The following is a 13,568-nucleotide window of genomic DNA, read 5'->3' as shown; positions in this document are numbered from 1 at the left end:
GTTCCGGGATACGTGGATCAGAAGCAGGCGGGTCAGAAGTAGGTGGGGATCAGGTCGACCACGGTCGGATCTGAGCTGGTGTGGTCGTCGACGAGCGGGATCAGCCGCCACTTGTCGAAGGCCGTGCAGGGGTGGGACAGCCCCAGCCGCAGGACGGTGCCGACGACGAGCTCGTCGGCGACCTCCGCGGGGAAGCGCAGGAAGCCGTGCTGGTCGTTGAGGGCCGTGACTCGGGCGTCGGCGAGCACCCGCGCGCTCTGCTCGTCGGACCGTCCGCGGATCGCCTGGGCCGTGGGCAGGCCCTCGTCGAACGGCAGGTCGCGCTTGCCGGCGTCGAACAGCGCGAGGCCCGGTTCGGGCGTCGAGACGATGGTGACCCAGGCGTGCATGGCCGATGCCAGGTGGTCCGGTTCGCCGCGGGCGGCCCCGTCCAGCGGTGAGATCGACCGGTAGAAGCCGTCGTCGTGGATGGGATAGGCGCCGGACCGCAGCACCACCCGCGTCGGTATGCCGCGGGCGCCGTCGAGGTCGACCAGGCCGCCGAGTTCGTCGGCCACCAGGTCGAAGTACGCGCTACCCCCCGCGGTGACGACGGCCCGGTCGGTGTCGTAGAGCCGGTCCGCGGCCAGCCGGCCGTGGAGCTCGGCCAGTGACCGCAGGTAGCCGCGCACCGCGGCCAGTCCGGCAGCGGACCGGTCGTGGGCCAGTGCCCCCTCGTAACCCCCGGCCCCGCCCAGGCGTAGCTCGGGAGCCGCGGCCACGTCGCGGGCGATGGCCAGAGCCTCGTCCGTGCTGCGGGCGCCTGTGCGGCCGCCCGGGCCGCCGAGTTCGACGATGACGTCGAGCGGTCGGACGGCGCCGCGGGCGGCCAGCGCCGCCCGCAGGATGCGCACCGCGTCGCGGCTGTCGACCCAGCTGGAGAACTCGAACGACGGGTGGGCGTCGAGTTCCGTCGAGATCCACCCGATGCCGCCGGGGGAGACGAGAGTGTTGGCCAGCATGATCTTCTCGACCCCGAACGAGCGGGCGACCTGGACCTGCCAGGGCGTGGCCAGGGTCAGTGCCGTGGCACCGTGGTCGAACAGCCGGGACCAGAGGGCGGGCGCCATCGTGGTCTTGCCGTGCGGCGCGAGATCCAGGACCCGGGCGGCGGTCCAGCGCTGCATGACGGCCAGGTTCGCGTCCAGCACTCGACGGTCGATCGTCAGCAGGGGGGTGGCGAAGTCGGCCAGTCGTGGCGATCCGGCCACCGCCCGCGAGACCGGGCTGCCCCAGAGGGCGGCCGGGATCGACTTGTGCTGGGGGCCGATCACCAGGTCCTGGTGGACCGGACGGGGGGCGGGCATCGGGTGGCTCCTCTGGGTCGGATCGGGGGGTGCGGCGGGACGGGAGGCCGCGTCAGGCGGCGGCGACGATTGCGTCGATCTCGATCTCGAATCCGGGCAGGTCGACCGGGATGGTGGTGCGCACCGGCGGCTGCGCCCCCATGTACTGGCCGAACAGTTCGTTCATCGCCGGGAAGTTGGCCCAGTCCCGCAGGTACACGGTGACCTTCAACGCGTTCGACAGGTCGGTGCCGGCGGCCGCCGCCAGGGCCTGCAGGTTGTCGAACGCGCGCCGCGCCTGCTTGTCGAAGCCGCCGTCCACCAGTTCTCCGGAACCAGGGGTGTGCGGGGTGGAGCCTGCCAGGTAGACCAGGCCGTCATGGATCACGATCTGCGAGTAGGGGCCGCCGGGCGGCGAGGACAGCTCACTGGAAAGGCAAACCTTGGGCATCTGATCGCACCAATCTTCTCGAAGGGGGCAGCGCTCCGCCGGGTCACGGGGCTGGACCGGGACGGGGTTCCGGGCCGTCAACCTCCGACCATCCGAACAGACCGTCTACCGCTGAACAAAGAGTAAGGCACCTTGGACTATCTGTCCATACCCAATACAGATTGTTAAGCTAGCCGGAGGGACCGGCCCGGGAGGAGACAAGGATGGCGAGTCAGAGTGCGCGCGCGACGGGCGGTGACGCCGTCGACCCGGGCACGGTGGAGACCATCGAGGAACTCCAGGCGCTGCTGGCCCCGGTGATGCGGGCCATCGCCACGGCCGTGGGGCCGCATTGCGAGGTCGTCCTGCATGACCTGTCCAGCCGGCACGTCGATCTGCGCCACACGATCCGGGCCATCGAAAACCCCCAGGTGACCGGCCGATCCGTCGGCGGGCCGTCGACGAACCTCGGCCTGCAGGTCCTGCGGGACGAAGCGGCCGAGCACAACGCCTTCGGCTATCGCGGCCAGACCGAGGACGGCCGGCAGCTGCACTGTTCGTCGGTCTACTACCGCAACGCGGCCGGCCACATCATCGGCGCGCTCTGCGTCAACGTCGACATCACCCCGCTGCAGCACGTTCAGGCGCTGATCGGTTCGCTGCTGCCCGCAACGGGTGCGGACACCCGGGCCAAGGAGACGCACGCCCCGGACATCGCGACCGTCTTCGACGCACTGTTCGAGTCGGCGGTCGACGCGGTCGGCAAGCCGGTCTCGATGATGGACCGGGCCGACCGGATGGACGTCCTCGCCACCCTCGACCAGCAGGGTGCGTTCGAGATTCGCCGGTCGGTCGAGCTCGTCTCCCGTCGCCTGGGCATCTCCAAGGTGACGGCCTACGCCTACCTCGACGAACTGCGCAAGGCGGCTTCCTGACGGTGCCGGCCGTTCCACCGGTCAGTTCGCGCCGGTGGCCGGATGGTCGACCGGCCGATCGAGCACCAGGGCCCCGTATCGTGCGGGGGTGCACCGGATATTCACCACGAGCGTCGCGTCGGTTTATCCGCTGTACCTGACGAAGGTGGAACGCAAGGGCCGCACCAAGGACGAGCTCGACGAGGTCATCGGCTGGCTCACCGGATTCGACGAGGCCGAACTCGGCCGCCACCTCGACCAGGAGAGCACCTTCGAGGAGTTCTTTGCCGCCGCTCGGCCCAATCCGCACGCTGCCCTGATCACCGGCTCCGTCTGCGGCGTGCGGGTCCAGGACGTCGAGGATCCCTTGATGCGGCGGATCCGCTACCTGGACAAGCTGGTCGACGAACTGGCCAATGGCCGGCCCCTGGTCAAGATCCTCCGCATCGACCCGGCGGCCGCGCGGCCGGCCGCCACCCGCGGGTGACCGTTCCCTCGCGGGGCCGACACGCCCTGTCCGCGCCGGTGCCCGTCGACCCGGGTTCGTCAGGCAGGATCGTCGTCGTGGACGAGCAGCGGATCCGGGTGTGGTCGGACGGAGCCTGCCGGGGTAATCCCGGCCCGGGTGGTTGGGGTGCGCTGATCCGCGCGGACGGACGACCGGACGTCGAACTGTCCGGCGGCGAGGCGGCCACCACCAACAACCGGATGGAGTTGCGTGCAGTCGTGGAGGCGCTGCGCAGCCTGCCCGATGGCACCGTGGTCACCGTGCACGCCGACTCCACCTACGTGCTCAACGGCATCACCAAGTGGCTGCTCGGGTGGCGTCGCAACGGTTGGTTGACCGGCAGCAAGCAGCCCGTCAAGAACGTCGACCTGTGGCAGCAACTGGACGAGCAGGCGAACCGGCACACGGTCGAGTGGCAGTGGGTGAAGGGGCATGCGGGCGACCCCGGGAACGAACGGGCGGACGCGCTGGCCAACGCAGGGGTGCCCGGCGGCATGGGCGAGGGTCCGGCCGGCGACGGGCGTCCGGGCCGGCGCCGGCCGGCTCGTTCCCCGAGCACGTCGGGCACGTCGGGCACGTCGGGCACGTCGGGCACGTCGGGCAACGCGGGCTCCGGTGGGCTGGCGGCCCGGTTCCCCGGAACCTGCCCGCAGTGCGCCGGCCGGATTGCCGTGGGGGATCGGATCGGTAAGGCCGGGGCGAAATGGGTGTGCATGGGCTGCGCGACGGCAGCCTGACCCGGTGCTGACCGTCGAGGGAGCGGGACCCGACCTGGTCGTCCTGCTGCCCGGCTTCATGATCGCGCCGCCGGCGTACTCGACGGTCGCCCGGACGCTGGCTCGCGCCGGGCCCACGGTGCTGGTGCCCCAGTTGTACCGCCGCGGTCTCGGCGTGCTCGCCGGCCGGGTCGACATCGCCGATGAGGCCGGCCGGGCGGCGGATCTCGTGCGGGTGACGGCGGCTCGACACCCCGGATCGCGGGTTCACCTCGCCGGCCACTCCCGCGGCGGGCAGGCCGCCTGGCGGGCGGTGACGATGCTGCCCGCCGGTGATCTGCCGGCCTCGCTGATGGTGATCGACCCCGTCGACGGCGCGGGGCGGGCGCCGAGCAGACCGACGAGCACGGCGGCTCCGGTGACCTGGCCGGCACCCACTCTGGTCGTCGGCGCGGGTGTCGAGGGTCGATGCGCGCCCGGTCCGGTCAACCACCGGCAGTTCGCGCGGGCCAACCGGGCCGCCCGGCACGTGGTGGTCGACGGGCTCGGGCACGCCGATCTGCTCGACGGCCGGCCGCGGACCATGGGCCGCCGGCTCTGCGGTGGCGGCGCCGATCCGGACGGCGCCCGGGGCGTTCTGACTGCCCTGTTGATCGCCTGGATCGCCGCGGTCGACACGGCCGCGGACCTTCCCCCGGTGGCCGGCACGACTGTGTTGCGGTGAGCCCCGGCGGTAGCGAGCGATCACCGGCGACCGGGACCGGTCCGGGGGACGTCAGCATGTGTTGACGATTGCTCGACGTCAGCTTATGCTGACAACATGACCGAGACCCCCACCGCCGCCGAGCTGGCCGGCGCACTCGACAGCACGGATCCGGCGGTCGGCCTGCGGGCGGTTGCCTCGCTGCGCGTTCTACTGGAACGGTTGGAAGCCCTGCACGTGGCCGGCGCCCGCGCTCGCGGCTGGTCCTGGCAGGAGATCGCCGACCGGCTCGGGGTCACCAAACAGACCGTTCACCGCAAGCACCATCGGAGGATCTGACCATGTTCGAGCGATTCAGCCGGGACGCCCGCGCGGTCGTGGTGGCGGCCCAGGAGGCCGCGCGAAGCACCAACGACCGGAAGATCCGAGCCATTCACCTGTTGATCGGGCTGTCCGATCCCGATCGCTCCACCGCGGACCTGCTGGCCGAGCGGCACCTCGAACCAGCGCCGTTGCTGCAGTGGGTGGCCGAGCACCATCGGGGCGGCCTGGACGCATCGGCCCTGTCCGCGCTGGGCATCGATCTGGGCGCGATCCGGACGACGGTGGAATCGACCTTCGGCCCGGGTGCGTTGGACGAGGACCCACCGGCCGGTCGCCGGTGGCCGTTGCGCCGGCATCGCCGAGCGGACGGCCGGCACGTGCCGTTCACCGAGGGCGCCAAGAAGTCGATCGAGCTGTCGCTGCGGGAAACCATTCGTCTCGGCCAGGATTCGATCGGCGCCGAGTCGGTCCTGCTCGGCGTGCTCCGCTCCGACGACCGGGAGATGCGCGCGGCGCTCGCGCATTTCGACGTCGATCTCGCGGCCCTGCGCCGCGCCACCGAGAGCCGGCTACGCCGCGCCGCTTGATCGGGCCATCGGCCGCCGCGCTACTCCGGCCCGCGGCGGCCACCGCGCGGTGTCACCGACCCCGGTTGATTCCGGCGTCGCCGGGGTACCGCCACGAGGTGAGGACTGCGCCGCCGGTGACGGGCGATCTCGACCGTTCGGTCCGCCGACCCGATCCGGTCGGCGTGCTCCCGGACCCGGAGATCGTCCGCCAGGTGCGCGATCTGCTGGCGCCGGCGCTGGCCGGTGATCGGCCCGGCCGGTCGCCGGTCGAGGTCGTCGACATCGGCGCCAACCCGATCGACGGCGATCCGCCGTACCGCCCGCTGCTGGACGCCGGATGTTGCCGGGTCACCGGTTTCGAGCCGCAGGCGCCGGCGCTGGCCGACCTGCTGGGCCGGGCCGGACCGGACGAGCGATACCTGCCCTACGCGGTCGGCGACGGCGGCCGGCACACCCTGCACCTGTGCGCCACCTCGGGCTTCGCCAGCCTGCTGGAGCCGGATGCCGCCCAGCTGGACCTGCTGATCGACTTTCCGCAGCTGGCCCGGGTGACCGGCCGGGAGCCGGTGCAGACCCACCGGCTGGACGACATCGCCGAGATCGCCGACATCGACTTCCTCAAGATCGATATCCAGGGCGGCGAACTGCCGGTGCTGACCGCCGGCCGGGCCCGGCTCGAAGGGGCCGTAGCCGTGCAGACCGAGGTCGGGTTCCACCGGCTGTACCACGACCAACCCACGTTCGCCGATGTCGACCTGGAACTGCGCGGCCAGGGCTTCGTGCCGCATCAATTCGTGACGACGCGGACCTGGCCGATCGCTCCGGTGGTCTGGGCCGACCCGCTGGAGCGGTCCGCCCGCCAGCTCGTCGAGGCCGACCTGCTGTACGTGCGCGACCCGGTCCGCCTGGACGAGTACACCGACGCCCAACTCGGCCGGCTCGCACTGATCGCGGACGTGGCCTACGGCAGCTTCGGACTGGCGTTGCGGTGCCTGCTGGCGTTGATCGGCCGGGGCGTGCTGGACCGGGCGGCGCAGGACCGGTACCGAAGGTTGGCCGGCGGCCGGCTGCCCGGCTGACAGACGCGAGGATCCGGGCCGCTCACCATCCCGCCCACCACCGCTCCAGCGACACGTCGTCCGGGATGGGTCGGATCGGCGGCGCCGACCAGCCGGGATCGGCCGGGATCCCGGCCGGCGCAGGTTCGTTGCGGTTCAGCGCCCGGGTCCGCCGGATCTGCAGCCAACCCGCCCGCTCCCATTCACCGGCGGCGCAGCACCGGTCGAGCGGGGCGGCCAGCTGCAGCGGCCGGTGCACGGTCACCAGATGGCGGGCCCGTCGAGCGATCTCGGTCGGCACGTCGCCGGCGTGCACCCGGGGGTCACCGGTCAGCAACGGCGGCAACGCGGAACCCGATGATCGGTCGGCACCGCCGGCCGACCCGAGGTCGGCACACCGCGGGAACCACACGGCGGCATCGACATCGGCCAGCAGGCCGGTCACGCAGGCGACCACGGCCGCGTCCGCCGAGGTTCCCGTCGTGGGGCCGGCGTACCGCACCACGATGTCCGGCTGGTCCAGCACGAGCCCGGGTCCGCGCACCGACGGCAATGGCACGGTCCTGGCCAGCCGCAGGCTTTCGGCGTTCTTGACCGTGGGGTCGGTGCCCCGGCCGGCCGCATCGGGCCCGTCGTGCCAGGCGACGGCGCGTGGTTCGTGGGCCATTCGGGCGCCGGCGAGCCACGATCGCCAGCCGAGATCCCAGTCCTCGCCGCCGTACCCGACGAAGCTGCCGTCGAACCCGCCGGTGGCCTGCCAGAGCCGGCGGTCCAGGCCCAGGACCGCGGAGATCACCAGCCGGAAGTCCTCCTCCCCGGCCGAAGCGAGGTGGTCGGTGCGCGCGTACCCGCGGTGCAGCCACGCGGGATCGTCCAGGATTCGCAGCCCGGCCGGCCCGGCCGGGAAGGCGGTCGCCGGGTCCTGCCGCAGGAAGCGCAGCACCTGCGCCGGTTCGATCGATCGGAGATCCGCGTGTCGCCGGCGACCGACGACCAGGCTGCCGTGCCCGTCGTCGATCGTCCGGAGCCGGTCCACCATCGACCGCAGGTACCCGGCGGTGGGCAGGGTGTCGCCGTCCAGGAAGAGCAACAGATCGGCTCGCGCCCGGGTCACGCCGAGGTTCCGCGCGGCCGCCGCGCGGAAGCCGGCGTTCGGTTGCCGCACGACGCGGCAGGCGAAACTAAGGTCATCCGGGATCGTCGGCGGGATCGGCGATCCGTCGTCGGCGATCACCACCTCGAACCGCACCCCACCCCGCTGCTGGGCGAGCGCCGCGAGGAGCAGGGTCAACCGGGTCTGGTCGTCGTAGTACGGCACGATGACGGAGACCTCGACCGAGGTCACGGTGCGGCCGTCGACGCTTCATCCGCCGCCGCGGCGTCGACCACGGTCCAGGCGTCGCGGTCCGGGTCGTACCGGGCCAGGCCCAGGTCGGCGAAGGCCGTCAGCCATCCCTGCATGGGCCAGAATCTCCAGCGCCGGTGGAAGATCGTTGCGTTGCGGACGATGTCGACCAGATGTGGTGTCGGCGGCGAGGGCGAGTCGTGGTACTGGTGGAACGCGTCGGCGTCACCCCACCACCGCAGGTCGATGCCGAGCCGGAACGCGTGGTAGCCCAGATCGGTGTCCTCGCCGCCGTAGCCGCGGTACTCCTCGCAGAACCCGCCGAGCCGCCGCCAGGTGTGGGCCGAGACCGCAAACGACAGCGACCAGAACAGCTGCCAGTCCGCCGACGGGATCGATCGTCCCCGGTCCGGTCGTGGGCGGGCGGGGTGCGGCCGCCCGTGCAGGGCGCCGGGATCGATGCGGGCCGCGTCGATCCCTTCCGCCAGGTACTGCACCACCCCGCAGTGCAGGGCCGGCCGGGCCTCGTTCAGGACGGCGGTGGTGTAGGTCTGCACGAGCGATAGGCCCGGCACGCAGTCCACGTCCAGGAAGACCAGGATGTCGGCCCCGGCGGCCAGCGCGGCCGCGGCGCCGGCATTGCGCGCGGCGGCCAGCGGAAGTGCTCCGTCGCCGGGGATGTCACGCAGCAGCAGGGTGCAGCCGGATCCGGCCAGCGGTCCCGTGCGGGTCGCGGCGGTGGCGTCCGGATCGCCCATGCCGACCACGACATACAGGTCGGGGCGGCGGTGGCCCAGGCGCAGCCCGCGCTGCTGCGCGTGCAGATGCTCGTGCCGGCCACGGACGATGGTGACGACCGCGGTCGTCATGCGGTCGGCTCGACGACGCAGTGCCGGACCTCGTCGGCGGTGGCCCGGAGAAACTCCGCGGCCCGGCGGGCGGCGTCCGGAGGCGCCCATCGGGTCCACCGGTCACCGCCGAGCGCGACCGCCCGGGCGAGCAGGTCGGGCCAGCGAGTTGCATCGGGGAACGCGTCCAGGCCGACCGCCAGACCGGACCGGGTGAGGGTCGCGACCGTGGCCGCCTGCTCGCCGTGCGGGCGCTGCTGGGCGATGACGACGGCCGGCCGCCGGGCGGCGGCCACCTCGGCGACCGCGTTCTGGCCACCGTGGGTGACGACGACGTCCGACCAGCACAGCAGGTCCCAGATCGAACGGCCCGCGTCGGGGCCGACTCCGGCCTGCCGCCACCGGCAATGCGGTGTCGCGCGCACCGCGGCGTCGAAAAAGCCACCGGGTTGATCGTTCCCACCCTGGCCCCACAACACCAGCACGCGAAGGGGCCCGCCGTGGCCGCCCGCGGCGGCGGGCCGGCGGCCGGCGAACCGGGAGATGGCGCCGGCATGAAAGGTCTTGGCGGGCCAGCGGTCGGACCACTGGCCGGCGCTGAACTCGGCCGCCCAAGGAGCGAGAATCGCGTGGGCGGAATCGTAGGCGGACCGGTGGGCCCGATCCGATCGGTCTCCAGGCATCGCCGTCACCACCGTGGGCACGCCCATCAACCGGCACATGACGGCGACCTCGACGGAGACGTCGACCACCATCAGGTCCGGATCAGCGGCGTCGATCCAGTCGGCGAGCATCGCCATGCGGCGCCGCAGGCCTCGATCATGCCGCGGCACCCAGTGCAGGGTGCCGTGCGCGGTGTGGTCCACCGGGCGGGACAGGTTGTCCAGGGGCAGCTGCACCCAGGACAGGTCGGCGTCGGGAGTGGGCAGCGAACTGAGCAGGGTCGCCGAGCCGTCCAGGTGCGTCAGGATCGAGCGGGCTCGCTGCAGATGCCCCAGTCCATGGTGGTGGACGTAGTAGCCGATCAACGGTGCGCACCGGGGGTCCGGCGGTCACCGATCGCTCTGGCCGGGCGGCTCATGCCGCGTTCCATTGCCGCGTCAGATCTGCGTAGACACCCTCGTACCCGCGGATCATCGCCACCCGGCCCAGTCGGGCGACCGCGCGACGCCGGACGGCCCGCCGGTCCAACGCGGTCGCCGCCGTGACCGCCCGGACCGCGGCCGTCAGGCGGTCCCGCCGCCACTCCGGCCCGGAAACCGGTGGGATCAGCCGGCCGACCGCGGGATCGACGATCTCCGGCAGACCTCCGCGAGCGAATGCCACCACCGGCGTGCCGCAGGCCAGCGCCTCCGCGGCGACCAGCCCGAACGGCTCGTTCCAAACCGGGGTGACCAGCGCGACTGCGCTGCTCCCGACCAGGTCCGCAAGGTCGGCCTGGGCCAGATGCCCGGCGTAGCGCACGCGCGGTCCCAGACGGGGCGTGATGGCCCCGGCGAAATAGTCCTCGTCGATGACCGGCCCGGCGATGGTCAGCTCGATCCCGGCCGCCCGCGCCAGGTCGATGGCCAGGTGCGGGGCCTTCTCCGGAACGATGCGTCCGGACCAGACGGCCCCCGGGCCGCCGGAGCCGGCTCGCCAGACGGTGGTGTCGACGCCGTTGCGCACGACCCTCGGGTTGATCAGCGGACGCCACAGGGCGGCAGTGGCCCGGCTGACCGCGACGAAACTCGGATCGCGCCCGGGCGCCCGGGTGACGGTCGCCCGGGCGGGACTGCCGAGCAGCCGGCCTGCCCAGGGCAACCGCGGTGTGTGCAGGGTGGTGACCATGGGGCTGGGCAGGGTGCTCGCCCGTTCGACCGGAACGGGATGCAGCGCGTTGTTGTGGATGACATCGAACGATCCGAGCAGGCCGTCGCGGAGCTGGTCCGTCAGTCCGGCGTAGGCCGCCCGCTCGGCCCGGCTGACCAGGGGATGTTCGGTGATGTCGGGCCGCTCCGCGCGGCCGATGACCGGAAGCTCACCGAATTCGTAGTCGACGACGCCGGTATCGCTCCCGGCGGCGCCGGCGACGAGGACCGAGTGACCCCGGGCGCGCAGCCCGCAGGCCAGCGACCAGGTATGCGCCTCGAGCCCACCGGCGAAGGGCTGACCGATCGGGTACCGCAGCGACGCGACGATCAGGACTTTGAAGCTGGTCGCCGGCGCTCCGCCGCGACGGGTCGTTTCGGATACCAACAATGCACCTCCTTCTGCTCGGAGCGAGCGCCTCACCCACGGCCGGTGGTCGATGCTGCTGCCGTCCAACGAGGTACCCGGACCGCGTGCGCGCCAACCGTGCGCACCGGGTGACGGGCCGTCACGGAAGCGATCTCACCCCGGCGGTCGCCACTGCGCTTCGGTAGATCCGCACGTGGGCGTCGGCGATGTGGCGCCGCTGGGCGCGGCGGTCCGGCTTGGGTGGTGTGGCCAGCGCCGGGTCGCGCCGGATCCGGCGCAACACCGCGGCGAACCCGGCGGGGTCGACGGCGCCGTCGGCCGCGCGGGGGAAGGTGGGATGCCCGTGTTGCTCGGCGTAGTGGCCGATGTCCGGTACCAGGACGGCAGTTCCGACATCGACGCAGGCCTCGAGCCAGCCCGAGTGGGTGCCGAACGCGTAGGGCAGCACCGACAGGTCCAGCGAGTGCAGATGGGTCCACAGTTGCGCATCGGTGAGTCGCGGGTGGGGCCACACCGACCAGCCGTCGGCGGCCTTCCGGCCGTCGAGGAAGGCGCGCAGGGCCGCGGCGCTGGGGTCGTCGCGGGTCAGCAGTTCCGGGTGCAGGTCGACCAGGACGGTGGTCCCGGGCGACTCGGGCAGCGCCTTCGCCAGCGCGGCCAGCACGGGCAGCGGGTCGACGTTGGCCCGTAGGTCCTTGACGCTCAGGCCCACGACGAAGTCATCGTTCGGCCGAGGCGGCGGGCTCGGGGCGGTCCAATCGAGCGCGACGATGTGCGGATGCGGGATCACGGTGGCCCGGCGACCCCACCGTTGCCGGATGGTGGCCGCGGCACCGGCGGTCAGGGTGATCAGCCCGTCCGCGCGCGGGATCAGGACGTCCAGCAGCGCGACATGGCGGCGCTGGTCGACGAAATGGGGGTTGGCCAGGTCGTGCACGGTGACGACCAACGGCTTTCCGGCGCCGGCCAGGTCGGCGCACCAGCCGGCCAGGGTAATCGGGTCGGCCGACTCGAAGCCGAAATGCAGGTGCATCAGATCGAACTCGTGGCGATGCTGCTCGATCCACGCACGGTCCAACATCACCGGCGGCCACCATTGACCGGGGACCGGGTCGGCCACCGCCGGGACCGGGTCGGGCAGCCGGACCACCCGGTCGGGTCCGTCGACGGCGGCGAGGTGCCGGACATAGGGATGGCCGGCCGGGATCGACGCGACGCGCAGGGTGGCGCCCGCGGCCATCAGCGCCTCCCTCATCGTCATGGTTCGTCACGCCTGCTCCACCCCGGGGGCCGCGGCCGCGTCGCCGGCGTCGCGGACGAGCCGCACCTGTCCCACCGCGAGGTACCCCGCCCGGCGGTGCCCACACCCGGCGCACGGCGGCTGTTCGTGGGATCAGCGACGGGGAACAGGGCAGTGGTGGCCGGCAACCGACATCCCCTCGACAACCGCATCGCCTTGGGCACGTGCGGACCGGAGGGTCACGGCGTGTCGCGGTTGGCGCGATGCATCGCAACAACCGGCCGTGATCTCGGCTTCACCGGTGCGGTGCTCGACGAACCGGACCCGGCCCGGCTGGCCGACCTGGCGCACCGGCTGCCATCGACGGTTCGGTTGCTGCACCTGCACGTCAGCGACTGGCTGATCGCGGATGCGGCGGCCGATCCCGATGTGGTCCTGCCCGCGCTGGTGCACGCGCTGGCGGGTCGCGGTGTGCGCCTGGCCCTCACGCTGCACGACGTTCCGCAGGTGTCGGACGGGCCGGCCCTGGTCCGTCGCCGGGCCCACACCTATGGCGCGCTCGTGGCCGCGTCGGCCGGTGTGGCGGTGTCCAGCGGCCACGAACGTTCGCTCCTGCGCGAGGTGGTCGGGGTTCCGGAGGAGGGCGTCACGGTCGTTCCACTGCCCATCGACCCGGCCGGAGGCCCGCCGCCGCGTCCGGCCCTGCCGGCCGGTCCGCCGATCGTGGCCGTCCTCGGGTTCCTGTACCCGGGCAAGGGGCACCGCGAGCTGCTGGACGAGCTGGCCGGTATCCGCCCCATGGTCACCGTGCTGGCGATCGGGCGACCGTCGGCCCGTCACGGCGACCTGCCGGCCGAACTGTCGTCGGTGGCCGAGCGGAACGGGATCCTGTTCCGGACCACCGGATACGTCCCGGATCACCAACTGGTGGAACAGCTTCGGGCGCCGGTCGTGCCGGTCGCCCCGCAGACCCGGATCTCGGCGTCCGCCTCGATCAACTCGTGGATCGGCGCGGGACGGCGGCCGCTGGTGCGGGCCGGCCGCTACGCGCAGGAGCTGGGGGACAGGCTGCCCGGAGCGGTGCGGCTCTACCGGCCCGGACGGCTGCGCGCCGAGGTGGAACTCGCGCTGGCCGATCCGGTGCTCACCTGGCTGCCGGACCGTCTGCGGGTCGGCCCGACGACGGGGGACGTGGCCGAGACGTACCTCGCCTGGCTCCGCGACAAGGTCCGGACGGCCTGACGGCATCGCCCTGATCAGGGACTTCCTGCCCTGCCCCGGACGACCGGTCGCGCGGGACAGTGGTGCTCATCGCCGTCCCCGAGGAGGTGGGCAGCCATGCCGGCAGCCGAACGACCCCGGTGTGGA

General features: G+C 72.7%; 14 protein-coding genes and 1 pseudogene. 8 read left to right on the top strand and 7 right to left on the bottom strand.

Annotation, left to right across the window (positions count from 1 at the left end; all coding sequences use genetic code 11):
* Positions 1–32: 32 nt before the first annotated feature.
* Positions 33–1,346, bottom strand: coding sequence for an amino acid deaminase (locus ACILSK_RS12255; RefSeq protein ID WP_395727442.1), 1,314 nt, complete (start codon positions 1,344–1,346; stop codon positions 33–35).
* A gap of 52 nt (positions 1,347–1,398) precedes the next feature.
* The gene (locus tag ACILSK_RS12250; protein ID WP_395727441.1) at positions 1,399–1,776 is read right to left on the bottom strand and encodes a RidA family protein; all 378 of its coding nucleotides are present in this window, start codon (positions 1,774–1,776) and stop codon (positions 1,399–1,401) included.
* A gap of 203 nt (positions 1,777–1,979) precedes the next feature.
* Here ACILSK_RS12250 and ACILSK_RS12245 point away from each other — a divergent pair, with 203 nt between their 5' ends.
* The 7 genes and pseudogenes from ACILSK_RS12245 to ACILSK_RS12215 all read left to right on the top strand — a co-directional run bounded on the left by ACILSK_RS12245 (position 1,980) and on the right by ACILSK_RS12215 (position 6,568).
* Positions 1,980–2,690, top strand: coding sequence for a transcriptional regulator (locus tag ACILSK_RS12245; protein WP_395727440.1), 711 nt, complete (start codon positions 1,980–1,982; stop codon positions 2,688–2,690).
* Between the two features lie 88 nt (positions 2,691–2,778).
* Positions 2,779–3,156, top strand: a complete 378-nt coding sequence (locus ACILSK_RS12240) for a DUF2200 domain-containing protein (RefSeq protein ID WP_395727439.1) — start codon at positions 2,779–2,781, stop codon at positions 3,154–3,156.
* A 68-nt stretch (positions 3,157–3,224) separates the two neighbouring features.
* Positions 3,225–3,677, top strand: a pseudogene (gene rnhA / locus ACILSK_RS12235) (ribonuclease HI); the annotation flags it as partial.
* Between the two features lie 241 nt (positions 3,678–3,918).
* The gene (locus ACILSK_RS12230; RefSeq protein WP_395727438.1) at positions 3,919–4,617 is read left to right on the top strand and encodes a chlorophyllase/cutinase-like alpha/beta fold protein; all 699 of its coding nucleotides are present in this window, start codon (positions 3,919–3,921) and stop codon (positions 4,615–4,617) included.
* A gap of 96 nt (positions 4,618–4,713) precedes the next feature.
* The gene (locus ACILSK_RS12225; protein ID WP_395727437.1) at positions 4,714–4,935 is read left to right on the top strand and encodes a helix-turn-helix domain-containing protein; all 222 of its coding nucleotides are present in this window, start codon (positions 4,714–4,716) and stop codon (positions 4,933–4,935) included.
* 2 nt (positions 4,936–4,937) lie between these two features.
* Positions 4,938–5,507 (top strand): Clp protease N-terminal domain-containing protein, encoded by a 570-nt coding sequence (locus ACILSK_RS12220; RefSeq protein ID WP_395727436.1) that lies wholly within the window; start codon positions 4,938–4,940, stop codon positions 5,505–5,507.
* A 116-nt stretch (positions 5,508–5,623) separates the two neighbouring features.
* The gene (locus ACILSK_RS12215; protein ID WP_395727435.1) at positions 5,624–6,568 is read left to right on the top strand and encodes an FkbM family methyltransferase; all 945 of its coding nucleotides are present in this window, start codon (positions 5,624–5,626) and stop codon (positions 6,566–6,568) included.
* 22 nt (positions 6,569–6,590) lie between these two features.
* On the opposite strand, the gene ACILSK_RS12210 is transcribed toward ACILSK_RS12215, so the two are convergent.
* From ACILSK_RS12210 to ACILSK_RS12190, 5 genes are all read right to left on the bottom strand, one after another.
* Positions 6,591–7,892: a glycosyltransferase family 2 protein gene (locus tag ACILSK_RS12210; protein ID WP_395727434.1), complete on the bottom strand. Its 1,302-nt coding sequence runs from the start codon at positions 7,890–7,892 to the stop codon at positions 6,591–6,593.
* On the bottom strand, positions 7,889–8,761 hold the full coding sequence (locus ACILSK_RS12205) for a glycosyltransferase family 2 protein (RefSeq protein WP_395727433.1): 873 nt from the start codon (positions 8,759–8,761) through the stop codon (positions 7,889–7,891). Before ACILSK_RS12205 ends, ACILSK_RS12210 begins: the two co-directional genes overlap by 4 nt.
* A complete protein-coding gene (locus ACILSK_RS12200; RefSeq protein WP_395727432.1) occupies positions 8,758–9,768 on the bottom strand; it encodes a glycosyltransferase in 1,011 nt (336 codons plus the stop codon). The genes ACILSK_RS12205 and ACILSK_RS12200 overlap by 4 nt, the downstream gene beginning before the upstream one ends.
* A gap of 49 nt (positions 9,769–9,817) precedes the next feature.
* A complete protein-coding gene (locus ACILSK_RS12195; RefSeq protein ID WP_395727431.1) occupies positions 9,818–10,981 on the bottom strand; it encodes a glycosyltransferase in 1,164 nt (387 codons plus the stop codon).
* Between the two features lie 118 nt (positions 10,982–11,099).
* The gene (locus tag ACILSK_RS12190) at positions 11,100–12,221 is read right to left on the bottom strand and encodes a glycosyltransferase (protein ID WP_395727430.1); all 1,122 of its coding nucleotides are present in this window, start codon (positions 12,219–12,221) and stop codon (positions 11,100–11,102) included.
* A 225-nt stretch (positions 12,222–12,446) separates the two neighbouring features.
* On the opposite strand from ACILSK_RS12190, the gene ACILSK_RS12185 reads away from it, so the two are divergent.
* Positions 12,447–13,442, top strand: coding sequence for a hypothetical protein (locus ACILSK_RS12185; protein ID WP_395727429.1), 996 nt, complete (start codon positions 12,447–12,449; stop codon positions 13,440–13,442).
* The last annotated feature ends 126 nt before the right edge of the window (positions 13,443–13,568 follow it).

The organism is Nakamurella sp. (assembly GCF_044224575.1).
GTDB lineage: Bacteria > Actinomycetota > Actinomycetes > Mycobacteriales > Nakamurellaceae > Nakamurella.
Note: the sequence above shows the minus strand (reverse complement) of the source record. Positions and strands in the feature narration are given on the sequence as shown.

Excerpts from the sequence above, each read along its gene's own strand:
- ACILSK_RS12255 (WP_395727442.1), bottom strand. The coding sequence starts at position 1,346 with ATGCCCGCCCCCCGTCCGGTCCACCAGGACCTGGTGATCGGCCCCCAG.
- ACILSK_RS12250 (WP_395727441.1), bottom strand. The coding sequence starts at position 1,776 with ATGCCCAAGGTTTGCCTTTCCAGTGAGCTGTCCTCGCCGCCCGGCGGC.
- ACILSK_RS12245 (WP_395727440.1), top strand. The coding sequence starts at position 1,980 with ATGGCGAGTCAGAGTGCGCGCGCGACGGGCGGTGACGCCGTCGACCCG.
- ACILSK_RS12225 (WP_395727437.1), top strand. The coding sequence starts at position 4,714 with ATGACCGAGACCCCCACCGCCGCCGAGCTGGCCGGCGCACTCGACAGC.
- ACILSK_RS12220 (WP_395727436.1), top strand. The coding sequence starts at position 4,938 with ATGTTCGAGCGATTCAGCCGGGACGCCCGCGCGGTCGTGGTGGCGGCC.
- ACILSK_RS12205 (WP_395727433.1), bottom strand. The coding sequence starts at position 8,761 with ATGACGACCGCGGTCGTCACCATCGTCCGTGGCCGGCACGAGCATCTG.
- ACILSK_RS12190 (WP_395727430.1), bottom strand. The coding sequence starts at position 12,221 with ATGACGATGAGGGAGGCGCTGATGGCCGCGGGCGCCACCCTGCGCGTC.